Below are 21752 nucleotides of genomic sequence, written 5' to 3' on the forward strand. Positions count from 1 at the left end.
TCCGGCTATGACGACGACACTACCGATCGGGCTCACGGTCACGGCGCGCGTTCCGGCGTCCAGTGCCAACATCGGACCCGGATTCGACAGTCTCGGAATCGCTCTGGGGCTCTACGATGAAATCGAGGTCACGACCACTGCGTCGGGGCTGAGGATTCATGTCGACGGTGAGGGTTCTGCGGACGTCCCCTGGGGTCCGACGCATCTGGTGGTGCGCGCCATCGAGCGAGGGCTCGAAGCTGCCGGAGTGTGGGCCGACGGCCTCGATGTCCACTGCCGCAACGCAATTCCCCATTCGAGGGGTCTCGGTTCGTCGGCGTCGGCTGTGGTCGGGGGCCTCGCAGCGGCCAACGCGCTCGCTGCGAAAGTCGATCCGTCCAGTGCATTGTCGGAGGGTCAGCTCGTTCAGTTGTCGTCGGAATTCGAGGGGCACCCCGACAATGCGTCGGCGAGCTGCCTCGGCGGAGCCGTCGTGTCGTGGAGCGAACCGCCCAATGCCAGTGTGACGGCGCGTAAGTACGCGGCCGTGAGGCTCGACGTGCATCCGACCATCAGGGTCGTTGTGCTCGTGCCGTCGGAGCGTTCGTCCACCTCGCACACGCGGGGTCTGTTGCCCGAGTTGGTGCCCCATCGTGATGCGGCCTTCAACGTGAGCCGGAGCGCTCTCGCGGTGGTGGCGCTCACTCGGCGTCCGGATCTGCTGATGTCTGCGACGGAGGATCTGCTTCATCAAGGGCAGCGGGCCCAAGCGCTGCCCGACACCACACGCTGGATCGCGACTCTTCGCGCCCGATCGATCGCAGCCGTGGTCTCCGGAGCAGGACCGACCGTCATGGCGTTGTGCACCGAGGAGTTTCCGGCGGATCTGCGCGATGCCGCAACCGCCGAGGGGTGGCGGGTACTCGACCTCGACGTAGCCGACGGAGTGACCGTCGCGTGACAAACGCCGAGTAGGGTTCTTGCCGAGTGGGGACAACGGCGCTATGGTGAACCCTGTCCGTACATCGTGCGCTTCAGACGCCGGTTTCGTCAGGGCATTCAGGTCGCTGTATTCGGGGGATTCAAACGTCCGAGTGATGTGACGCTCCTGACTCGATCCTTCCCGTAGTTCTCTGCGGTCTCGGATCGATGGTGTCGTCGACGGAGTGCGTCGAACATGAACGGCAATATCCGAGTTCGGCAGAACGTCGAACTGCGGAACGAACCCTCGGCTGCGCATCGAGCGAGCGAGGGAAGGAAAGGACCTCCGTGACCGATACGGAACTTATCTCTGCGCCCGAAACGTCACGCCGACGTGCAGGCCTGTCCGGAATGGTTCTCACCGAGCTACGCAGCCTCGCTGGTGAACTCGGAATAAAGAGCATCTCCGGCATGCGTAAGGGCGACCTGATCGCAGCTATTTCCGAGCGTCAATCGGGTGCTGCGTCGGCGAAGTCGGCCAAGTCCGACGCACCGAAGTCCGACGCACCCAAGACGCGCCGCGCCGCTGCGTCGACGCCCGCGGTCGAAGATCGACCTGCAGCAGAGGCAGCGCCGGCACCAGAAGTGTCGACCGCCGACGCCTCGTCGACGCAGTCGGTCGATGCTGCAGACTCGGCTCCCGAAACCGGGCGTCGCACACGTGGCCGTCGAGCAGCAGGTCGCCGCGCAGGTGCACCCGATCAGCTCCCGCTCGACGAGAGCGACAACTCGGCTGGATCCGAGACCGCTGCAACCGCTTCTTCTCCGGAGACCGCGTCGAGCGAGAAGCAGGACGAGGGCGACAACGCGGCCACCGAGCGGCCGCGACGCAGCCGCGGCGATCGGAACCGTCAGGACGGATCCGACCGGGAACAGCGCGAGACCGAGGGCAACCGGGACAACGCGACCCGCGAGAACGGCAACCGGGACAACGGCAACCGGAACCAGGGCGACCGGAACCAGGGCGACCGGAACCAGGGCGACCGCAACCAGGGCGACCGCAACCAGGGTGATCGCAACCAGGGCGATCGGGACAATTCCAACCGTGACAACGGTGGTCGGAATCAGTCCGATCGCAACGGCCGCAACCGCAATCAGGGCGATGGTCGCAACGACAACCGCAACGACGGTCGCAACGAGGAGCGAAACAACGGTCCTCGCGACAACCGCGACAACAATCAGGACGACGAGGGCGAAGGCCGGGGTCGTCGGGGTCGTCGGTTCCGTGAGCGGCGTCGTGGACGCGATCGTGGCGAGGGCAACGACGGCGGCGGCGGCGGACGCGAGCGTGACACCGAGATCCGTGAGGACGACGTACTCCAGCCGGTAGCCGGCATCCTGGACGTTCTCGACAACTACGCGTTCGTCCGTACCTCGGGCTACCTGGCCGGACCGAACGACGTCTACGTGTCGATGAACCTCGTTCGCAAGAACGGCCTTCGTCGCGGCGATGCCGTCACCGGCGCGGTTCGAGTGGCACGCGAAGGTGAGCAGTCGAGCCAGCGGCAGAAGTTCAACCCGCTCGTGCGATTGGACACCGTAAACGGGGGAGAGGTCGAGGCCGCCCGCAAGCGTCCGGAATTCGGCAAACTCACCCCGCTGTACCCCAACCAGCGTCTGCGTCTCGAGACTCAGCAGAACATCCTCACCACGCGCATCATCGACCTGGTGATGCCGATCGGCAAGGGCCAGCGTGCACTGATCGTGAGCCCGCCGAAGGCGGGTAAGACCAGCGTTCTGCAGGCTATTGCCAACGCGATCGCCATCAACAATCCCGAGTGCTATCTGATGGTCATCCTCGTCGACGAGCGTCCAGAAGAAGTGACGGACATGCAGCGCAGCGTCAAGGGCGAGGTGATCGCGTCGACGTTCGACCGGCCGCCGGGCGATCACACCGCTGTTGCCGAGTTGGCGATCGAGCGGGCCAAGCGTCTGGTCGAAGCCGGACAGGACGTGGTGGTCCTGCTCGACTCGATCACCCGTCTGGGACGTGCGTACAACAACAGCTCGCCCGCTTCGGGACGAATCCTGTCCGGTGGTGTCGACTCGACCGCGCTGTATCCGCCGAAGCGGTTCCTCGGTGCGGCTCGAAACATCGAGCACGGTGGATCGCTGACGATCATCGCCACAGCCATGGTCGAGACCGGGTCCACCGGTGACACCGTGATCTTCGAGGAGTTCAAGGGCACCGGTAACGCCGAGCTCAAACTCGATCGCAAGATCGCGGAACGACGAGTGTTCCCGGCGGTCGACATCAACCCGTCCAGCACCCGCCACGACGAACTGCTCCTGGCTCCCGACGAGGCGGCAGTGGTGCACAAGCTGCGCCGCGTGTTGTCCGGACTCGACTCGCATCAGGCCATCGACCTGCTGGTCGACCGCCTGAAGAAGAGCAAGAACAACCTCGAGTTCCTGATGGAGGTCTCCAAGACGGCGCCGGGCGGCAACAACGACTGAGCGGGTGTTTCCCCGGATCTTTCGCCCGGGGAACAAGTCGGCAGGTGCGTGCGTTGTAAGCATCTGTCGGCACAGAAGTACCGACGATTAGCAGGGCGGATGCACGCTCTGGCATAATCAACGGCCGAGTCCGGTTCCGGTTCACGTCTTCGATCGGCGAAGGCGACCCGGCGACCATTACAAAGAACGGTAAGGACACCATGAAGGCAGGAATTCACCCCGACTACACACTGACGACAGTCGTCTGTGGTTGCGGAAATACTTTCGAGACCCGAAGCACCACCGACAAAGAGCGCATCAGCGTCGAGGTCTGCTCGCAGTGCCACCCCTTCTACACCGGCAAGCAGAAGATTCTCGACACCGGCGGCCGCGTCGCTCGCTTCGAGGCTCGCTACGGCAAGCGCGCCGGCAAGAAGGCCGACGCAGACAGCTAGCTGTTCCGCCGACGCCCGTCCTGTGATTCACAGGACGGGCGTCGGCTTTTTTGTGTCCACACCCAGTTGCACCCGCGTTCGAGAGTGAGTCATCCCCATGGCGAGAACAGTGAAGCCTTCGGCCATCGACGACATCCTTGCCGAACACTCCGGGCTCGAGCAGCAACTTGCCGACCCAGCGCTGCACAACGACCCGTCCGCGGCACGCAGAGCAGGCAAGAGGTTCGCCGAACTGGCGCCGATCATGTCTGCGCACACCAAGTTGACCGCCGCTCAGGACGACCTCGAAGCCGCACGTGAGCTCGCTGCAGACGATTCGTCGTTCGCCGCCGAGATCCCCGAACTCGAGGCGACCGTGCTGCACCTCGAGCAGACCCTCACCGACCTGCTCGCACCACGCGACCCGCACGACGGCGACGACATCGTGATGGAGGTCAAGTCAGGTGAGGGCGGTGAGGAATCGGCGCTCTTCGCAGCCGATCTCGCGCGGATGTACGTGCGCTACGCAGAACGCCGTGGGTGGCGAGTGGAAGTGCTCGACGCGAACGTATCCGACCTGGGTGGGTACAAGGACGCAACCCTGTCGATCAAGACCAAGGACCCGCTCGACGGCGTGTGGGCGCGCCTGAAGTTCGAGGGTGGCGTGCACCGGGTGCAGCGAGTGCCGGTCACCGAATCTCAAGGACGCGTGCATACTTCCGCGGCCGGGATTCTGGTCTATCCCGAACCCGACGAGGTCGAAGAAGTCCAGATCGACGAAACCGATCTACGTATCGACGTCTACCGCTCGTCCGGCAAGGGCGGCCAGGGCGTCAACACCACCGACTCCGCAGTTCGGCTCACACACCTTCCGACGGGCATCGTGGTGACCTGCCAGAACGAGCGTTCACAGCTGCAGAACAAGGCACGCGCGATGCAGGTTCTCGCAGCTCGCCTCCAGGCGGCCGCAGAGGAAGCAGCCAACGAAGAGGCCTCGGCCGGACGAGCCAGCCAGGTGCGTACCGTCGACCGCTCGGAGCGGATCAGAACCTACAACTACCCCGAGAACCGCATCACCGATCACCGCATCGGCTTCAAGGCGCACAACCTCGATGCCCTGCTCGACGGCGACATGGATGCGTTGCTCGACGCGCTCGCAAAAGCGGACCGCGACGCTCGTATGCAAGCAGAGTAGTTGCGGCGCAAAGCTTTTCAGATTTCGATCGGCCGGTCCATCACTCGGTGCGATACCCTTGTCTCCAGGTTCGACCCCGCACGAGAGCCCGAGAGGCACAGCAGAATGAACCAGGCCTTGACACCCGCAGGCGAGAACGCCGTCACCGAGCTGTCGTCTCGCTACGGCATCTCGACGGACGCGGTCCGCACCATGCTCGACGCCGTCAACAACGGCCGCGGCACCATGGCGCAGTTCAACATTCCCGAGCTCGGTGGCAGCGGACAGTGGATGCGCGGCGGAATGACAATGGTGGGCAACATGTTCGATCACGGGCTCAAGAGCCGGGTCGACGGCTTGTGCCGTGATCTGTCTGCGGTGCTGTCGCAGCATCAGGTGTATCCACCGCGGGAGGCCGCGGGTGGTTCTTTCGGTGGCAACTCGTTCGGATCCGGTTCGTGGTGGCCCTCGGATCTGGGTTCACCGAGTTCGAGCGGCGGACAGAACGGGTCGCAGTACGCGGTGTTCCCGGGGTCTCGACGTCTTGCGGTGCTCGTAGGCGGCGAACTGGCCGTGTACGACACACTCGACCACTCCATCGGGGGAGTGCAGCAACAGCATGGCGGTGGACCGGGGTCGCTGGAGTTCACCAGCCAGTACGGCACGTTCAGTGCAGGAAGTCTGCCTCGGGTGGACCAGCAATCGAGCGGAACGAACTCGCAGAACCAGTCCGCACCGCAGGCCTACCCGCAACAGTCTTCGTCGCAGCAACCGTCGGTTCCGCAGACCTCGAACCAGTCCGGGACAGGGGGGAACCAGGTCGGCGTCGACATCTCCGAGATCACCGCTGCGATCGAGGCCCTCGCCGGATTGCACTCGAAGGGGTTCCTCACCGACGACGAGTTCTTTTCCAAGAAGTCGGAGCTACTGGGACGCGTGTGAGTGAGTTGTCGGAGCGTCATGGCAGTCTGAACCGGTGAGCCGCAAGCCGCTACGCCTAGCCATCCTCGAAGCAACATCGATGCTCGAGGCGGCCGGTGTGCCGAGTCCACGTGTCGATGCAGAACTTCTTGCCGCGCACCTCGTCGGGGTGGACCGTGGCCGTCTCGGTCTTGTTCCCCTCGTCGAACCCGAGCTCGTCGAGGCGTACTTCCGGACCATCGAGCAGCGCGCGAAACGTATTCCGCTGCAATACATCACGGGTAAGACCTCGCTGGGCAACATCGATGTGGAAGTTGGCCCGGGCGTCTTCGTGCCGCGTCCGGAAACCGAGCTGCTGTTGGCCTGGGCGCTCGCGTTCCTCGAAAACGTGGACCACCATCCGCCTGTGATTCTCGACCTCTGCACGGGTTCGGGTGCGCTGGCGCTCGCAATCGCCAATGCTCGGCCGGACGCCGTAGTGCATGCCGTCGAGCTGGATCCGTCGGCCTTGGCGTGGGCGAGGCGTAATGCCGACGTGCGCAGCGGTGAGGGCGATACCCCCATCACCCTTCACTACGGCGACGTCACGGCACGTGATGTGTTGATCGAACTCGACGGCGCAGTCGACATGATCGTCGCGAACCCGCCCTACATCCCGGAAGGGGCTCAACTCGATCCCGAAGTGATCGATCACGATCCTCGTATGGCCCTGTTCGGCGGCACCGACGGACTGTCGGTCATCGAGCCGATGGTCGGCAACATCGCCCGCTGGCTTCGAATCGGCGGCGGCGTCGCGATCGAGCACGACGACTCCAACGGCGAGGACGTGGCGGCTCTGTTGTCCCGGAGACGGGTGTTCAGCGAGGTCATCGCGCATCCGGACCTGGCAGGCAGACCCAGGTTCGTCGTCGCCACCCGGGCGCACCCTGCCTCTGCCTGACGGCGGGAGCGGCACCTGACATCACTTCGTTACCGCAAGTGGAAGGATGGGCACCGTGAGTACCGTTTACGACTGCAGTGAAGCCGATGCGCGCGCTGCGGGATTGACCGCGGCCCGCGGTGCCCTCAAGTCCGGCCGACTCGTGGTGATGCCCACCGACACCCTGTACGGGATCGCCGCCGATGCCTTCGACGGCACCGCAGTCACAGATCTGCTGCGCGCCAAGGGTCGGGGACGCGATATGCCCGTACCCGTGCTCGTCGGCTCGTGGAACACCATCGACGGCTTGGTCCAGAGTGTCCGGCCGCGTACCCGAGATCTGATTCGCGCGTTCTGGCCCGGCGCGTTGAGCATCGTCGTCCAGCAGGCGCCGTCGCTGGCGTGGGATCTGGGTGATGCACAGGGCACGGTCATGTTGCGTATGCCGCTGCATCCGGTCGCGCTCGAATTGCTGCGTGAGGTCGGCCCTCTCGCGGTGTCCAGTGCCAACATCTCGGGAAGCCCGCCTGCCACCACGGTGACAGAGGCGCGGGAGCAGCTGGGTGGGTCGGCGGCGGTCTATCTCGACGGGGGACCGGCAGATCACGCGGTGGCGTCGACCATCGTGGATCTGACGAGCGACCGCGCGCGAATTCTGCGGGTCGGTGCCATTCCCACCGAAAAGATTGCCGAGGTTCTCGGTGTCACCGCCGAAAGCCTGGTCCCTGGAGCGTCCTGACATGCCCGTCCGTGCCGCATGAGCGTCGAGGTGCTGGCTCAGTCGAATCTGGGGGCAGGTGTTCCCATTCGGGAGCTACTGCTCGTCTTTCTCACTGCCGCCGTCGTCACGTTCTTCGCCACCGGTGGTGTCAGAGTGGCGGCGATCAAGTTCGGTGCCGTTGCCATTCCCCGCGATCGTGACGTCCACGTGCAAGCCACCCCGAGGCTCGGGGGAGTGGGCATCTACGTGGGCATGCTCGCCGCCCTACTGTTCGCGTCGCAGCTGCCGGCCCTGGCCCGGGGATTCGACGTGGCCTACAACCGCGACATCCCGGCCGCGCTGGTTGCCGGCTTCGTGATCGTGTTGGTCGGTGTCATCGACGACCGCTGGGGCCTGGATGCCCTGACCAAGTTCGTCGGGCAGGTGACGGCAGCAGGCGTGCTGGTGATCATGGGTGTCAGTTGGGTCGTGCTGTATCAGCCCTGGGGAGGCGAGCCGGGTCAGCCGGGCAGCACCCTGGTTCTCGATCAACTACAAGCCGGACTCGTGACGGTTCTGATCACCGTCGTGATCGTCAACGCAATGAATTTCGTCGACGGTCTCGACGGGTTGGCGGCCGGTCTCGGGCTCATCTCTTCAGTTGCGATCTGCATCTTCTCGGTGGGGCTGTTGCAGGAGCAGGGCGGCGATGTGGGCGTCTACCCGCCGGCGCTGATCGCCGCAGCACTGGCAGGTGCATGTCTGGGATTTCTGCCGCACAACTTCCAGCCCGCTCGCATCTTCATGGGTGATTCGGGCTCCATGCTCATCGGGCTGACGCTGGCCACAATCTCGACGAGTGCCTCGGGGCGGATACCGTTGACGGCATACGGCCCTCGCGATCTGCTCGGCCTGTTGTCGCCACTGCTGCTGGTCGGTGCCGTGATGCTCATCCCGATACTCGATCTTCTGCTGGCCGTCATCCGTCGCACGCGGGCCGGACGAAGCCCTTTCAGTCCGGACAAGATGCACTTGCATCATCGACTCCTGCAAATCGGTCACTCGCACCGACGGGTGGTGCTGGTGATCTACCTGTGGGTCGGTGTGCTCGCCTTCGGGGCGGTCGGATCATCCCTGCTCGATCGGCGCATCGTGGTGCTTCTGGTCGCTGCCGGTCTGGTATTCGCGCTGGTGGTCACTGCTGTCCCTACCTTGCGGGTGGATCGATCGCGTGGACCGAAACGTCGAAGCGCTCGACGCGGCAGCTGATCCCGTCGGTTGTTCGCGGTCGTGAGCTGGGTACCCTCGACAACTGTGACCTTCACTCCGCAGTCCATGCCCGACCAATTCGCGCCGCTTCGCGCCGCTGTCCGATACGGACTGATCGGCTTGGTGGTGCTGACGGTGGTGAGCGTCGGGATCTCCGTGGCTGCGGCCGGCACTCCCGGCCTGTGGGGATCACTGATCGGTGTGGCCATCGGCGGGGGTTTCGTCATCACGACGGCGCTCTCGGTTTCTCTCACCACACGTTTTCCGGCCTCGGCCGTCGGAGCCCTGTTGCTCGGCGGTTGGCTGATCAAGATGGTGATCGCGTTGATCGTGCTGGTTGCGCTCAAGGATGCCGACTTCTACAACCGATACTCGTTGGGGCTGACGATCCTGGGGGCGCTGGTGGTAGTGCTCGGGGCCGAGGTCTTCGGGGTCGTCAAGACCAAAGTCGCCTACGTCGACAGTGTTCCCGCCGCCGATCACACCGACGACCGGTAGTACGACAAGCTGTCGTAATCGGTTAAGCTGAGGCCCGCCTACACAACGTCGTAGTTCTGTTGATAAAGTTTGCATCAAGCGGTGGGCAAGACTGGGACAAAAGAGACTTTTTCCCCGGACTGGACCCCCGCAGGTAGCAGTCAGCGTGAGCTTCCTTACAGTAGGCCCGGAGTCACCGACTTCGGCAACGTAAGGTTCCGCCCTGAGAGTTGCCGAGTCGACGTGAGTCGCCGACACCCGACAGACGCTTGGCCGATGAAGACCGGGCCTCAGCCTCTGACGATTGCGAGCCGATTTTCGTCGACTTGATAGATCGTCATTGTCCGATCGAACCGCAGTCGCTAGCCGGCTGCGGCCCGAACACGGGAGAGACCGCTGAGCGTCACCAACCTGGCTGCGGAGTTCCATCCGCCGTCACTATCCGATTTCTTTCCTCCCGCGGTGCTGTTCGAGGGAACCCCGTTCGAGCTCGACCGACTGATGCTCATCCGCATCCTGATGTCGGCGCTGCTGATCGTGTTCATGTTGATCGCTCTGCGCAGCCCCAAGATCGTGCCTCGCGGAATCCAGAACGTCGCCGAGATCGCTCTCGACTTCGTCCGGATCCACGTCGCGGAGGACGTGCTCGGCAAGGAGCAGGGACGTCGATTCCTGCCCGTCATCATGACGATCTTCTTCACGGTGTTGGCGGTGAACGCCAGTGCGGTCATTCCGTTCCTCAACATCTCGTCCAACGCCAGGATCGGGCTGCCCATCGTGTTGGCCGCGGTCGCGTACGTCGCGTTCATCTATGCAGGCGTGAAGAAGTTCGGTGCAGCCAAGTTCGTCAAGGGCACGATCGTCATCCCCGGCATCCCGCCGGCCATGCACGTGCTGCTCATCCCGCTCGAGTTCATCTCGAACTTCGTGCTCCGCCCGTTCACGTTGACCGTGCGTCTGCTGGCCAACATGCTCGCCGGCCACATCATGCTGGTGCTCTTCTTCAGCGCCACGCAGTTCTTTCTCTTCGAGGCCTCCGCGGGCCTGAAGATCTTCGCCGCACCCTCGCTCATCATGGGCTTCCTGTTCACGATGTTCGAGATGCTGGTGATCTTCCTGCAGGCGTACATCTTCGCGCTGCTGACGGCGATCTACATCGATCTGTCGCTGCACGCCGACTCGCACTGACCGACCAACAGACCGAACTAGCTACACCGCCACCTCCGACACCCGGATGTGGACCGAAGAAAGGGAACGGAAAACCGAATGAGCCTTGAACTTCTGGCCCAGGCGCAGGAAATCACCGCAAAGGGTTACGGAGCCATCGGCTACGGCCTCGCAGCCATCGGTGGTGGCATCGGCCTCGGCCTCGTCGTCGCCAAGAACATGGAAGCTACCGCTCGCCAGCCCGAGCTGGCCGGTCAGCTCCGTACGACCATGTTCCTCGGCATTGCATTCACCGAGTCCCTCGCCCTGATCGGCCTCGTCGCCGGCTTCATTCTCTGAGAGCGCGATGACAAACGCGATAACGCTGCTCGCAGCAGGGGCTGAAGGGGAGGAATCCCCGAACCCACTGTTGCCGGCAACATACGACATCGTTTGGTCGATCGTCTGTGTCGTGATCATCGGCTTCCTGTTCTGGAAGTACGTCGTACCTCGTTTCCAGACGGTTCTCGCCGAGCGTTCCGAGCTCATCGAAGGCGGAATCAAGAAGGCCGAGCAGGCGCAGGCAGAGGCCAAGGCTGCTCTCGAGCAGTATCACGCTCAGCTGGCCGACGCACGTTCCGAGGCCGCGCAGATCCGCGAGGAAGCGCGTACCCAGGGGCAGGCCATTCTTGCCGAGATGAAGGAAAAGGCGCAGGAGGAAAGCGACCGGATCGTAGCCGCAGGCCACAATCAGCTCGTTGCTCAGCGTCAGCAGATCGTCACCGAACTTCGTGGAGATCTGGGACGCACGGCCGTCGAACTCGCGGAGAAGGTCATCGGAGAGCAGCTGTCCGACGACGCGAAGCGTTCCAGTTCGATCGATCGCTTCCTCAACGAGCTGGATTCCGTCACCGCGGACTCCGCATCAGGAAAGTGAGTCGAACCATGTACGCAACTTCTCGTGAGTCACTCGCCCGTACGCGGTCGGTTGCCCACGAAGCTCTGGGGTCCGCGTCGGATGGCGAGGCAACAGCTGTCGCTGCTCAGACCGGTGCCGAGTTGTTCGCCGTCGTCGAGACTCTCGACGCGCAGCGCACGTTGCGTACCGCTCTTGCCGACTCGTCGGTCGAGGGCGTTCGGCGAAGCGATCTGGCCGGAGAGGTCTTCTCCGGCCAGGTGTCGAGCGCGACGGCGACGATCGTCAAGGCCGCTGCCGGCGAAAGCTGGTCCAACGCCCGCGACCTGCTGAACTCCCTTGTCGAGTTGGGACGCGAAGCTCTGCTCCGCGCTGCGGCCGACCAGGATCAGCTGGACACGGTCGAGGACGAGTTGTTCCGGCTCGGACGTATCGTGGCCGGCAATCCGCAGCTCGAGCAGGCCCTGTCGGATCGCTCGAAGCCGTCGCAGGCCAAGCGCGAACTACTCGGTCGCCTGCTGTACGGCAAGGTCACCGCTGTCACAGAGGCGCTCGCAGTTCAGGCTGTGACTCGTCCCCGAAAGGCAGCGCCCGCGGATGTGCTCAACGGATTGGCCGATCTGGCCGCCGAACAGCGCGACCGTGCGGTTGCACATGTGCGCAGCGCAGCCCCACTGAGCGACAGTCAGCTCGAGAAGCTGACCGCCACCCTGACCCGCACGTACGGCAAGCAGGTCACGGTGCATGTAGAGGTCGATACCGAACTGCTCAGCGGACTTGTCGTTCGTATCGGCGACGAGGTCATCGACGGTAGCGGGGCAGGCCGCCTCGCTGCATTGCGAAAGACGCTCAAATAGTCCGACACGGACACAGTAACGAGACGAATCGCCTCGGCATTCGAGGCTTTTCATACCGCGATCATTCGAAGGAAGAGCAGGAAACACTATGGCGGAGCTGACGATCTCCTCCGACGAGATCCGTAGCGCGATCGATAACTTCACCGCGAGCTACTCACCGGAGTCTTCCCGCGAGGAGGTCGGCACGGTTACGGACACGAGCGACGGAATCGCCCACGTGTCCGGATTGCCGTCGGCGATGTCCAACGAACTCCTGGAATTCCCCGGCGGAGTTCTCGGTGTCGCGCTGAACCTGGATGCCACCGAAATCGGTGCTGTCATCCTCGGTGACTACGAGCACATCGAAGAAGGCCAGGAAGTCAAGCGCACCGGAGACGTGCTGTCGGTCCCTGTGGGCGACGGCTACCTCGGTCGCGTCGTCGACCCCCTCGGCAAGCCCATCGACGGCCTCGGCGACATCGAGTCCTCCGAGACCCGCGCCCTCGAGCTGCAGGCTGCCTCGGTACTCGAGCGTCAGCCCGTCGAGGAGCCGCTGCAGACCGGTATCAAGGCCATCGACGCCATGACTCCGATCGGCCGCGGCCAGCGCCAGCTCATCATCGGCGACCGCAAGACCGGCAAGACTGCAGTCTGCATCGACGCGATCCTGAACCAGAAGGCCAACTGGGAGAGCGGTGACGAGAAGAAGCAGGTTCGCTGCATCTACGTCGCCATCGGCCAGAAGGGCTCCACGATCGCAGGCGTCAAGGCTGCACTCGAAGAGCAGGGCGCACTCGAATACACGACCATCGTCGCGGCCCCCGCGTCCGACTCGGCCGGCTTCAAGTGGCTCGCTCCGTACACCGGCTCGGCCATCGGCCAGCACTGGATGTACCAGGGCAAGCACGTCCTCATCGTGTTCGACGACCTGACCAAGCAGGCCGAGGCGTACCGCGCCATCTCGCTGCTGCTGCGTCGTCCGCCGGGCCGCGAGGCATACCCCGGTGACGTCTTCTACTTGCACTCCCGTCTGCTGGAGCGCTCGGCGAAGCTGTCCGACGAGCTCGGCGGCGGTTCGTTGACGGCTCTGCCGATCATCGAGACCAAGGCCAACGACGTCTCGGCGTACATCCCGACCAACGTCATCTCCATCACCGACGGCCAGGTCTTCCTGGAGTCGGACCTCTTCAACAAGGGCGTCCGTCCCGCGATCAACGTGGGTATCTCGGTTTCCCGAGTCGGCGGTGCTGCGCAGACCAAGGGCATGAAGAAGGTCTCCGGATCCCTTCGTCTCGAGCTCGCTCAGTTCCGTGAGCTCGAAGCCTTCTCCGCATTCGCGTCCGATCTCGACGCTGCCTCCAAGGCGCAGCTCGAGCGCGGCGCACGCCTGGTCGAGCTGCTCAAGCAGGATCAGTACGCACCGGTTGCCGTCGAGGACCAGATCGTCTCGATCTGGCTCGCCGGACAGGGCACGTACGACTCTGTCCCGGTCGGCGATGTTCGCCGCTTCGAGACCGAGCTGCTCGAGGATCTCCACCGCAACGCAAGCGGCGTCTACGACAGCATTGCCGGTGGCAAGGCTCTCGATGACGACAACCAGAAGGCACTGACCGAAGCGACCGAGAAGTTCAAGGCCGGCTTCGTGGACTCGGACGGCAACCGCGTCGTCAACGAGGCCGAGGCAGACACTCTGAATGCCGACGAGGTCAGCCAGGAGCAGGTCAACGTCACCCGCAAGACAGTCAGCAAGTAGGCCGGCGATGACAGGTGACAAGACGAGTACAGAAGGGAGCGTGAACAGCTAAATGGCAAGCATTCTCGAGCTTCGCTCCCGTATCAAGTCGGTCAACTCGACGAAGAAGATCACCAAAGCGCAAGAGTTGATCGCAACTTCGCGAATCACCAAGGCGCAGGCCCGCGTTGCCGCATCGAAGCCGTACGCGGAAGAGATCACCAAGGTGCTCTCCGCGTTGGCGAGTGCATCGAGCTCGCTCGATCACCCATTGCTCAACGAGCGACCCGAGCCGAAGCGTGCCGCAGTCCTGGTCGTGACCAGTGACCGCGGTATGTGCGGTGGCTACAACTCCAACGTCCTCAAGGAATCGGAGGAGCTGTTCCAGCTCCTGCGCTCCGAGGGCAAGGATCCGGTCATCTACGTACTCGGGGCAAAAGGCCTCGGCTACTACACATTCCGTGAGCGGGACGTGAAGGGTGCCTGGACCGGCTTCTCCCAGGAACCCGGGTACGCCGACGCAGCGAAGGCCAGTAAGCATCTGGTCGAGCTGTTCATGGCGGGCTCGGGCACCGAGGTCGACGCTCCCAACGGCGAAGGCACCGTCGAGGGCGTGGACGAGTTGCACATCGTCTACACCCGCTTCGTGTCGATGCTCACGCAGAAGCCCGAAGTTCGCCGGATGGCACCACTCGAAATCTCGTACACAGACGAGGAATTCGAGATGGGTGCGGACGCATTGACCGACTCGCCGACCGCAGATGTGCAGGCACAGTACGAGTTCGAGCCGGAGGCAGGCACTCTGCTCTCGGCGCTGCTGCCCAAGTACATCAGCACCAGGATCTACGCGTCGTTGCTCGATGCAGCAGCGTCGGAGTCCGCGGCGCGTCGTACCGCCATGAAGGCAGCGACGGACAACGCGAACGAATTGGTCGAGACCTTGAGCCGCCAGGCCAACCAGGCTCGGCAGGCCCAGATCACCCAGGAAATCAGCGAAATCGTCGGTGGCGCCAACGCGTTGGCCGACAGCGCAGGAAGTGACTAAGCAATGACCGCAGCAGTAGCCCAAGAGAACGCGAGCGGAGCGGACACTCAGTCCGGCCGTGTCGTTCGGGTCATCGGCCCCGTTGTGGACGTCGAGTTCCCGCGCGGCTCGATTCCCGCACTGTTCAACGCCCTCAACGCAGAGATCACTCTGCCGACCGTGGCCAAGACCCTGACGCTCGAGGTGGCACAGCACCTGGGCGACAACTTGGTTCGCACCATCTCGATGCAGCCGACCGACGGACTCGTCCGCGGCACCGCTGTCGTCGACTCGGGCAAGCCGATTTCGGTTCCCGTCGGCGACGTCGTCAAGGGCCACGTCTTCAACGCCCTCGGTGACTGCTTGGACACCCCAGGACTCGGCCGCGACGGCGAGCAGTGGGGCATCCACCGCAAGCCCCCAGCCTTCGACCAGCTCGAGGGCAAGACCGAGATCCTCGAGACCGGTATCAAGGTCATCGACCTTCTCACCCCGTACGTCAAGGGCGGCAAGATCGGACTGTTCGGTGGTGCCGGCGTCGGCAAGACCGTGCTGATCCAGGAAATGATTACTCGTATCGCACGTGAGTTCTCGGGCACCTCGGTGTTCGCAGGCGTCGGCGAGCGCACTCGTGAGGGCACCGACCTTCACCTCGAGATGGAAGAGATGGGCGTCCTCCAGGACACCGCTCTCGTCTTCGGCCAGATGGACGAGCCGCCGGGCACGCGTATGCGCGTCGCGCTGTCTGCACTGACCATGGCGGAGTACTTCCGCGATGTGCAGGGCCAGGACGTGTTGCTCTTCATCGACAACATCTTCCGGTTCACGCAGGCAGGTTCGGAGGTGTCGACCCTTCTCGGTCGTATGCCGTCGGCCGTCGGTTACCAGCCCACGCTGGCGGACGAGATGGGTGAGCTCCAGGAGCGCATCACCTCGACCCGTGGCCGCTCGATCACCTCGCTGCAGGCGATCTACGTCCCCGCCGACGACTACACCGACCCGGCACCGGCAACGACGTTCGCGCACCTCGATGCGACGACCGAGCTCTCGCGTCCGATTTCGCAGATGGGTATCTACCCCGCTGTGGACCCGCTGAGCTCGACCTCACGCATCCTCGAGCCCGGCATCGTCGGTGCGGAGCACTTCCGTGTCGCCAACGAGGTCAAGCGGATTCTGCAGAAGTACAAGGAACTGCAGGACATCATCGCCATCCTCGGTATGGACGAGCTTCAGGAAGAGGACAAGGTTCTGGTCGGTCGCGCACGCCGCCTCCAGAAGTTCCTCGGCCAGAACTTCATCGTTGCCGAGAAGTTCACCGGTGAGGCCGGTTCGGTCGTGTCGCTCTCCGACACCATCGAGGCGTTCGACAAGGTCACCAAGGGTGAGTACGACCACCTTCCCGAGCAGGCCTTCAACAGCTGTGGCGGTCTCGACGATGTCGAGGCAGCCGCGAAGAAGATGGCCGGAAAGTAGACCGACGTGACTTCTTCCGAGAAGAGCGGCATGGAGGTCTCTCTGGTCGCTGTGGAGCAGAAACTCTGGTCCGGCACCGCGACCATCGTCAGTGCTCAGACCACCGAAGGTGAAATCGGCATCATGGCCGGCCACGAGCCAGTCCTCGGCCAGTTGGTCGAGGCAGGCACGGTGTCGATCACGACGACCGACGGCGAAAAGATCATCGCCGCCGTCCACGGTGGTTTTCTGTCGGTGACGGGCAAGACGGTGACCGTGCTGGCGGAGTCGGCTGATTTCGCCGACGACATCGATGTGGAAGCGGCACGGTCCGTAGTGGCAGAGAACGGCGACGACCTCGAGGCCATTGCGGTGGCCAAGGGACGTATCCGCGCTGTCGAGCGGTCCTAGGTTCACGAGAAGCCGCGACGAGACCTGCGATGCACACCGGACTGATTGCTCTGATCATTCTGGTAGTGCTGCTCGCAGGGATCGTCGCGGCTTTTGCGTACCGTCTGACGGTTCTTCGCCGCGGAGGTACGGCGGCGATCATGCGGGTGCTTCCGTCCGACGGTGGCACCGGGTGGCGTCACGGCATCATTCGGTACGGCGACAACACGCTCGTGTTCTTCAAGCTTTCCAGTCTGCGACCCGGCCCCGATTATCGCCTGGGCAGGCAGGACATCCACGTGGGGGACCGGCGGGCCCCGCGAGACACCGAGTTCGACATCATGACACCGGACATCGCAGTCCTGGGGCTGTCGGACAGTGGCAAGAACTACGAAATGGCCTTGGACAGAAGTGCGTTGACCGCTTTCCTGTCTTGGGTGGAATCTCGCCCATCGGGGCGCTCGCGTCGCCGTCGACCGGCTGCGTGATCAGTTCTCGTCGGTAGCGGGTTCGTTGGGTGTCCGACTCGACCCCGGCACCCACTGAACGTCGCCCTCGGGATTGGCGTACCGACTCAGAATGAACAACAGGTCCGAGAGCCGATTGAGGTACTTTGCCGGGAGCGCACTGGTCGACTCGGGGCTTGCGTGAACCGCAGCCCAGGCCGATCGTTCAGCGCGCCGGGCTACTGTTCGCGACACGTGCAGCAGTGCACCCAGTGGTGTTCCGCCCGGCAGGATGAACGACGTGAGTGCAGGCAGATCGTTGTTGAATTCGTCGCACCAGCGTTCGAGGCGGTCGACGTAGCTCTGGTCGATGCGTAGCGGCGGATACTCCGGATTCTCTACGACCGGCGTCGAGAGGTCGGCCCCCGCGTCGAACAGGTCGCTCTGGATGGTGCGGATGACCGTGTGTACCGATTCGGACGGGTTGCCCAGTGCCAGAACTACTCCGAGGCTCGCATTGGTCTCGTCGCAGTCCGCGTACGCGATCAGGCGTTCGTCGTTCTTGGAGACCCTCGAGAAATCGCTCAATCCCGTGGTCCCGTCGTCGCCGGTCCGGGTGTAGATACGAGTGAGGTGAACGGCCATGCGGCTACGGTACCGCGCGGGTGTCGGTCGGTACCGCTGGCTACGCTGTCGAAGTGAGCGAACGTTTCTTGGTCAACGGTGGTAACCGCCTCGTCGGTGAGGTGGCGGTCGGCGGCGCGAAGAACAGCGTCCTCAAACTGATGGCTGCTGCGCTCCTTGCCGAAGGCACCAGCACGATCACCAATTGCCCTGACATCTTGGATGTGCCGTTGATGGCAGAAGTGCTGCGTGGGCTCGGCTGTGAGGTCGACCTCGAGGGTTCGGTCGTTCACATCACCACCCCGGCCATGCCCAAATATCACGCCGATTTTGCTGCAGTTCGTCAGTTCCGCGCGTCGGTCTGCGTACTGGGCCCGCTGGTGGCGCGATGCAAAAGGGCTGTCGTAGCCTTGCCTGGCGGTGACGCTATCGGTTCACGACCCCTCGACATGCACCAGTCCGGCCTGCAGTTGCTGGGAGCACGCAGCGAAATTCAGCACGGATGCGTCGTGGCCGAAGCCGATGAGTTGCGCGGCGCGAATATCAGGTTGGCTTTCCCGTCCGTGGGAGCGACGGAGAACATCTTGATGGCGGCCGTGCTGGCCACCGGTGAGACCGTGATCGACAACGCGGCACGAGAACCGGACATCGTCGATGTGTGCAACATGCTCAACGAGATGGGTGCCGACGTCCGGGGCGCCGGCACGTCGACGCTCACAATCCGCGGCGTCAGCGCGCTGAAGCCGACCACACATCGGGTCATCGGCGATCGGATCGTGGCTGCTACGTGGGGGATTGCCGCAGCGATGACTCGAGGGGATGTCCGAGTGCGGGGGGTCAACCCCAAGCACCTGTCGCTTGTTCTGGACAAGCTGCGGTCGGCCGGTGCCGAGGTGACCAGCGAGCCGGACGGCTTTCGCGTCGTTCAGCACGAACGGCCGCGGGCGGTGAACTTCGCGACGTTGCCGTATCCCGGGTTTCCCACCGATCTACAACCGATGGCTATCGGCCTCGCGACCGTCGCCGACGGGACGTCGATGATCACCGAGAACGTGTTCGAGGCGCGCTTCCGGTTCGTCGAGGAAATGATCCGACTGGGCGCTGACGCTCGTACCGATGGCCACCATGCTGTGGTGCGCGGTGTGCCGCAGCTGTCCAGTGCGCCGGTGTGGTCGTCCGACATCCGGGCCGGGGCCGGGCTGGTGCTCGCCGGTCTTGTGGCCGACGGCACGACCGAGGTGCACGACGTGTTCCACATCGACAGGGGCTATCCACGGTTCGTGGAGAATCTGACTGCTCTCGGCGGGAGCATCGAGCGGGTCAGCTGACCAGCCTGCTTTCGAGGACGTCGACGAGTACTCGCAGGGCACGATCGAATCGATCATCCGCCACCGAGCCGTAGCCGACGACGATCCCACCCTCGGTGGTCGGCGACCGCGTCGAGTGCTCGAGGGTGGGCAGGTCGATTCCGTTCGCTGCACAGTCGGACGCGACGTGGCGCGCCACCTCGGTGTCGAGCACGAGAACGGTATGCAGTCCGGCACCGACACCTCGCAGCTCGCCGAATCGAGAGAGCTCGGCGGCAACGACGCGGTCACGTGCCCGATAGATCCGACGCGCGGTGCGTACGGACCGGTCCCATTCGCCGTCGCGTAGTAGTGAGCTCATGGCGTGCTGGATGGGAACCGATGGGTGGTCGCCGATGGCGCGACGTGTTTCGGTGATGCGCTCGACCATCGGCGGGGGAGCCACCATCCATCCGAGTCGCACGCCGGCACCCAACGTCTTCGATACGGTTCCCAAGTAGACGGCGCGGTCTGGAACGAGCTCGGTGACTGTAGGCAAAGGTGCTATGCCATAACGGAATTCGGAATCGTAGTCGTCTTCGATGATGGTCGATCCAGTACTTCGTGCCCAGTCCGCCAGTGCGCGCCTGCGACCGATGGGCATGAGCCCGCCGGTGGGGTATTGGTGTGAGGGGGTGACATAGACGGCCGGGGTCCTCGGAGGTACAGATTCGAGTTCTTCGACCACAAGTCCTTCACGGTCGACGGGGACATCGTGAACGGACCACCTGCGGTGCGTCGCGAGGGCGGCGGCAGATCGATATCCCGGATTCTCCAGTGCGAGAACATGTTCGACGCCTACGTTCACCGAGAGGGCGCCCAGTACCAGGTCGAGACCGTGGATGCTTCCCGTGGTCACGACGATCGAATCCGCGGTGGTGTGCAGTCCGCGTGCACGGCCCAGCAGATCCGCGATGCGTGTTCTCAGGTCGAGCAAGCCTGCCGGATCGGGGTAGTCGCCGGGCGGGGGCGATGCGCCGACATCTCGCCAGGCCCGCCTCCACGCTTCGGACGCGCGAGGAGGAGTCCACGGTATTCCGGGTCGGAGCGAAATGCGCCGAGCAACCGGTGGGACTTCTTGTGTTCGGGGTGGGCTGCGGTGCGATCGAACGGCATGTGGAACATCTCGGACGTAATTGCCGGATCCGCGCCGTGCATCGAGCCAACCTTCGGCCACGAGCTGCTCGTACGCCTTCTCCACCACCGCCCGAGCCAAGCCCACTTCGGCGGAAAGCGCTCTGGTACTGGGCAATCGGGCGCCCGGCCCAAGCTCGCCTCGATCGATCGCCGTACGGATACCGTCGGCTACCTGAACGGGCAACGTACGACGGTCGGCACGATCGACCGTGATCGACAGCGAATTCGGCGGCAAGGTCATCGTGCGTCACCTGTCCAGGTAGGTAAGTGGCCTAGCAAAGTCACTATCTATTGGACCATGACAGTGAGCCAACCGAGGCGGACCCTGTGTTCATGACAACCGATGAGGAACTCCTGTCCCCGACACCCAGAACCACGGTGATACGTGGTCGACAGCGCGCTCGAGCAGAGCGATCGGCACTGCTGGACGTGCTCGGCTCTGCTCGACTCTGCCATCTGGGCGTAGTGGTGGAGAACGTGCCGCGTGTACTTCCGACCGTGTTCGGTGTGGATCCGCTCGGCCCGGACAGGGCCGGAACTCTGTACCTGCACGGCTCGGTAGCCTCTCGCAGCCTGACCGAAGCTCCGGCGCAGGACATCTGCGTGACGGTTACCGTCGTCGACGGGTTGGTTCTGGCTCGATCCGCGTTCCACCACTCGATGAACTATCGAAGTGCGGTCGTGGTCGGTCGGCCGCGTCGAGTGGAGGACGAGCAGGAGCGGATCCGCGCTTTGGACGCAATGGTCGATCAGGTCGTCCCTGGTAGAAGTGCACACCTGCGTGCGCATACGAGGAAAGAACTCGCAGCGACCAGCGTGCTGGCGCTTTCGCTGTACGAGGCATCGGTGAAGGCACGTACCGGCGGACCGGTCGACGACGACACCGACATTGCTACCGGGGGAGTGTGGGCGGGTGTTGTGCCCATCGGTGAAAGCGTCGGACGTGCAGTACGTGCCGACGACGTGGAACCACACCTTGTAGAGCCGGACCATGTAGTCGCGTTGTCTCGCTCCTGAAACCAGTTTCGCCGGTATTTCCCGCAGATATGGCTGGCGTCACACAGCGGGATATGCGCGCCGGGCGGGGCAGACCCGAACGCACATGTGCTCGGACCTGCGCAGATGCGTGTAGCTCCTCGATTCACCAGCCGATTTGCGCGTGTGGGGTTGGTGGCGTAACTTTTGTCGAGTCAGAGCGACGGACACCGACCCGGTCTTCACGGACAGGGATACGAGGTTGGACGTGTGGCCTGGCAGGTTGTGTCCCCCAAGAGTCGGGCCTTGTGTCCGAGACCAAGCTGGGATACGCTGGAACAGTTGCCCTCGAGGCCTTCGGACTGTGCGTTCGTGGGGTTGGAGTGTGTGCGTGTTCTTTGAGAACTCAACAGTGTGTCGATGAATGTCAGTGCCGAA

Annotated in this window: 22 protein-coding genes; 20 read left to right on the forward strand and 2 right to left on the reverse strand. The window is 63.7% G+C overall.

All coding sequences use genetic code 11. From position 1 onward, the window contains the following. Nucleotides 1-7: 7 nt before the first annotated feature. From thrB to O4220_RS26440, 18 genes are all read left to right on the forward strand, one after another. Nucleotides 8-940, forward strand: a complete 933-nt coding sequence (gene thrB, locus O4220_RS26355; RefSeq protein WP_269608504.1) for a homoserine kinase — start codon at nt 8-10, stop codon at nt 938-940. A 308-nt stretch (nt 941-1248) separates the two neighbouring features. Then, nucleotides 1249-3417 carry a transcription termination factor Rho gene (gene rho, locus O4220_RS26360; protein WP_269608505.1) on the forward strand — a complete coding sequence of 723 codons (2169 nt, stop codon included), beginning with the start codon at nt 1249-1251 and terminating at the stop codon, nt 3415-3417. A 200-nt stretch (nt 3418-3617) separates the two neighbouring features. Next, entirely contained in the window at nt 3618-3851 is a 234-nt protein-coding gene (gene rpmE, locus O4220_RS26365) for a 50S ribosomal protein L31 (protein WP_008715081.1), read from the forward strand. A gap of 97 nt (nt 3852-3948) precedes the next feature. After that, nucleotides 3949-5025 (forward strand): peptide chain release factor 1, encoded by a 1077-nt coding sequence (gene prfA, locus O4220_RS26370; protein WP_269608506.1) that lies wholly within the window; start codon nt 3949-3951, stop codon nt 5023-5025. 105 nt (nt 5026-5130) lie between these two features. Then, the gene (locus tag O4220_RS26375) at nt 5131-5946 is read left to right on the forward strand and encodes an SHOCT domain-containing protein (protein WP_269608509.1); all 816 of its coding nucleotides are present in this window, start codon (nt 5131-5133) and stop codon (nt 5944-5946) included. Between the two features lie 34 nt (nt 5947-5980). Beyond that, complete coding sequence (gene prmC / locus O4220_RS26380; RefSeq protein ID WP_269608510.1) at nt 5981-6865, forward strand: peptide chain release factor N(5)-glutamine methyltransferase; 885 nt, start codon at nt 5981-5983, stop codon at nt 6863-6865. 55 nt (nt 6866-6920) lie between these two features. After that, nucleotides 6921-7583: an L-threonylcarbamoyladenylate synthase gene (locus O4220_RS26385; protein WP_269608511.1), complete on the forward strand. Its 663-nt coding sequence runs from the start codon at nt 6921-6923 to the stop codon at nt 7581-7583. Nucleotides 7584-7601: 18 nt separating this feature from the next. Next, entirely contained in the window at nt 7602-8813 is a 1212-nt protein-coding gene (locus O4220_RS26390; RefSeq protein WP_269608512.1) for a glycosyltransferase family 4 protein, read from the forward strand. Nucleotides 8814-8879: 66 nt separating this feature from the next. Then, entirely contained in the window at nt 8880-9311 is a 432-nt protein-coding gene (locus O4220_RS26395) for a hypothetical protein (RefSeq protein ID WP_269608523.1), read from the forward strand. A 441-nt stretch (nt 9312-9752) separates the two neighbouring features. After that, nucleotides 9753-10478 carry a F0F1 ATP synthase subunit A gene (atpB, locus tag O4220_RS26400; RefSeq protein ID WP_373453675.1) on the forward strand — a complete coding sequence of 242 codons (726 nt, stop codon included), beginning with the start codon at nt 9753-9755 and terminating at the stop codon, nt 10476-10478. Between the two features lie 78 nt (nt 10479-10556). Further along, nucleotides 10557-10796 (forward strand): ATP synthase F0 subunit C, encoded by a 240-nt coding sequence (locus tag O4220_RS26405; protein WP_032368773.1) that lies wholly within the window; start codon nt 10557-10559, stop codon nt 10794-10796. 7 nt (nt 10797-10803) lie between these two features. After that, nucleotides 10804-11373: a F0F1 ATP synthase subunit B gene (locus O4220_RS26410; protein WP_032378886.1), complete on the forward strand. Its 570-nt coding sequence runs from the start codon at nt 10804-10806 to the stop codon at nt 11371-11373. An 8-nt stretch (nt 11374-11381) separates the two neighbouring features. Further along, entirely contained in the window at nt 11382-12209 is an 828-nt protein-coding gene (locus O4220_RS26415; RefSeq protein WP_032378885.1) for a F0F1 ATP synthase subunit delta, read from the forward strand. A gap of 88 nt (nt 12210-12297) precedes the next feature. After that, a complete protein-coding gene (atpA, locus tag O4220_RS26420; protein ID WP_032378884.1) occupies nt 12298-13941 on the forward strand; it encodes a F0F1 ATP synthase subunit alpha in 1644 nt (547 codons plus the stop codon). A 52-nt stretch (nt 13942-13993) separates the two neighbouring features. Next, nucleotides 13994-14965 (forward strand): F0F1 ATP synthase subunit gamma, encoded by a 972-nt coding sequence (locus O4220_RS26425; RefSeq protein ID WP_032373970.1) that lies wholly within the window; start codon nt 13994-13996, stop codon nt 14963-14965. 3 nt (nt 14966-14968) lie between these two features. Then, nucleotides 14969-16417, forward strand: a complete 1449-nt coding sequence (gene atpD / locus O4220_RS26430; RefSeq protein WP_027497899.1) for a F0F1 ATP synthase subunit beta — start codon at nt 14969-14971, stop codon at nt 16415-16417. Between the two features lie 30 nt (nt 16418-16447). Then, nucleotides 16448-16807, forward strand: a complete 360-nt coding sequence (locus O4220_RS26435) for a F0F1 ATP synthase subunit epsilon (RefSeq protein ID WP_032378882.1) — start codon at nt 16448-16450, stop codon at nt 16805-16807. A gap of 29 nt (nt 16808-16836) precedes the next feature. Then, nucleotides 16837-17274: a DUF2550 domain-containing protein gene (locus tag O4220_RS26440; protein WP_269608514.1), complete on the forward strand. Its 438-nt coding sequence runs from the start codon at nt 16837-16839 to the stop codon at nt 17272-17274. Here the strand turns inward: O4220_RS26440 and O4220_RS26445 are convergent, their stop codons facing one another. Then, on the reverse strand, nt 17275-17877 hold the full coding sequence (locus O4220_RS26445) for a cob(I)yrinic acid a,c-diamide adenosyltransferase (RefSeq protein ID WP_269608515.1): 603 nt from the start codon (nt 17875-17877) through the stop codon (nt 17275-17277). It abuts the gene before it with no gap. A gap of 53 nt (nt 17878-17930) precedes the next feature. Between O4220_RS26445 and murA the strand changes: the two genes are divergently transcribed. Further along, nucleotides 17931-19184 (forward strand): UDP-N-acetylglucosamine 1-carboxyvinyltransferase, encoded by a 1254-nt coding sequence (gene murA, locus O4220_RS26450; protein WP_269608516.1) that lies wholly within the window; start codon nt 17931-17933, stop codon nt 19182-19184. On the opposite strand, the gene O4220_RS26455 is transcribed toward murA, so the two are convergent. Continuing rightward, entirely contained in the window at nt 19177-20580 is a 1404-nt protein-coding gene (locus tag O4220_RS26455; protein WP_269608517.1) for a PLP-dependent aminotransferase family protein, read from the reverse strand. The genes murA and O4220_RS26455 overlap by 8 nt on opposite strands. A 92-nt stretch (nt 20581-20672) precedes the next feature. Here O4220_RS26455 and O4220_RS26460 point away from each other — a divergent pair, with 92 nt between their 5' ends. Next, entirely contained in the window at nt 20673-21356 is a 684-nt protein-coding gene (locus O4220_RS26460; protein WP_269608518.1) for a pyridoxamine 5'-phosphate oxidase family protein, read from the forward strand. Nucleotides 21357-21752: the final 396 nt, after the last annotated feature.

Source organism: Rhodococcus ruber (genome assembly GCF_027270735.1).
In the GTDB taxonomy this organism is placed as follows: domain Bacteria; phylum Actinomycetota; class Actinomycetes; order Mycobacteriales; family Mycobacteriaceae; genus Rhodococcoides; species Rhodococcoides rubrum_A.

Excerpts from the sequence above, each read along its gene's own strand:
- O4220_RS26445 (WP_269608515.1), bottom strand. The coding sequence starts at position 17,877 with ATGGCCGTTCACCTCACTCGTATCTACACCCGGACCGGCGACGACGGG.
- O4220_RS26460 (WP_269608518.1), top strand. The coding sequence starts at position 20,673 with ATGACAACCGATGAGGAACTCCTGTCCCCGACACCCAGAACCACGGTG.
- O4220_RS26455 (WP_269608517.1), bottom strand. The coding sequence starts at position 20,580 with ATGACCTTGCCGCCGAATTCGCTGTCGATCACGGTCGATCGTGCCGAC.
- thrB (WP_269608504.1), top strand. The coding sequence starts at position 8 with ATGACGACGACACTACCGATCGGGCTCACGGTCACGGCGCGCGTTCCG.
- atpA (WP_032378884.1), top strand. The coding sequence starts at position 12,298 with ATGGCGGAGCTGACGATCTCCTCCGACGAGATCCGTAGCGCGATCGAT.
- O4220_RS26375 (WP_269608509.1), top strand. The coding sequence starts at position 5,131 with ATGAACCAGGCCTTGACACCCGCAGGCGAGAACGCCGTCACCGAGCTG.
- O4220_RS26405 (WP_032368773.1), top strand. The coding sequence starts at position 10,557 with ATGAGCCTTGAACTTCTGGCCCAGGCGCAGGAAATCACCGCAAAGGGT.
- O4220_RS26395 (WP_269608523.1), top strand. The coding sequence starts at position 8,880 with ATGCCCGACCAATTCGCGCCGCTTCGCGCCGCTGTCCGATACGGACTG.
- O4220_RS26415 (WP_032378885.1), top strand. The coding sequence starts at position 11,382 with ATGTACGCAACTTCTCGTGAGTCACTCGCCCGTACGCGGTCGGTTGCC.
- O4220_RS26440 (WP_269608514.1), top strand. The coding sequence starts at position 16,837 with ATGCACACCGGACTGATTGCTCTGATCATTCTGGTAGTGCTGCTCGCA.
- rpmE (WP_008715081.1), top strand. The coding sequence starts at position 3,618 with ATGAAGGCAGGAATTCACCCCGACTACACACTGACGACAGTCGTCTGT.
- O4220_RS26435 (WP_032378882.1), top strand. The coding sequence starts at position 16,448 with ATGGAGGTCTCTCTGGTCGCTGTGGAGCAGAAACTCTGGTCCGGCACC.
- O4220_RS26410 (WP_032378886.1), top strand. The coding sequence starts at position 10,804 with ATGACAAACGCGATAACGCTGCTCGCAGCAGGGGCTGAAGGGGAGGAA.
- atpD (WP_027497899.1), top strand. The coding sequence starts at position 14,969 with ATGACCGCAGCAGTAGCCCAAGAGAACGCGAGCGGAGCGGACACTCAG.
- prfA (WP_269608506.1), top strand. The coding sequence starts at position 3,949 with ATGGCGAGAACAGTGAAGCCTTCGGCCATCGACGACATCCTTGCCGAA.
- O4220_RS26390 (WP_269608512.1), top strand. The coding sequence starts at position 7,602 with ATGAGCGTCGAGGTGCTGGCTCAGTCGAATCTGGGGGCAGGTGTTCCC.
- O4220_RS26425 (WP_032373970.1), top strand. The coding sequence starts at position 13,994 with ATGGCAAGCATTCTCGAGCTTCGCTCCCGTATCAAGTCGGTCAACTCG.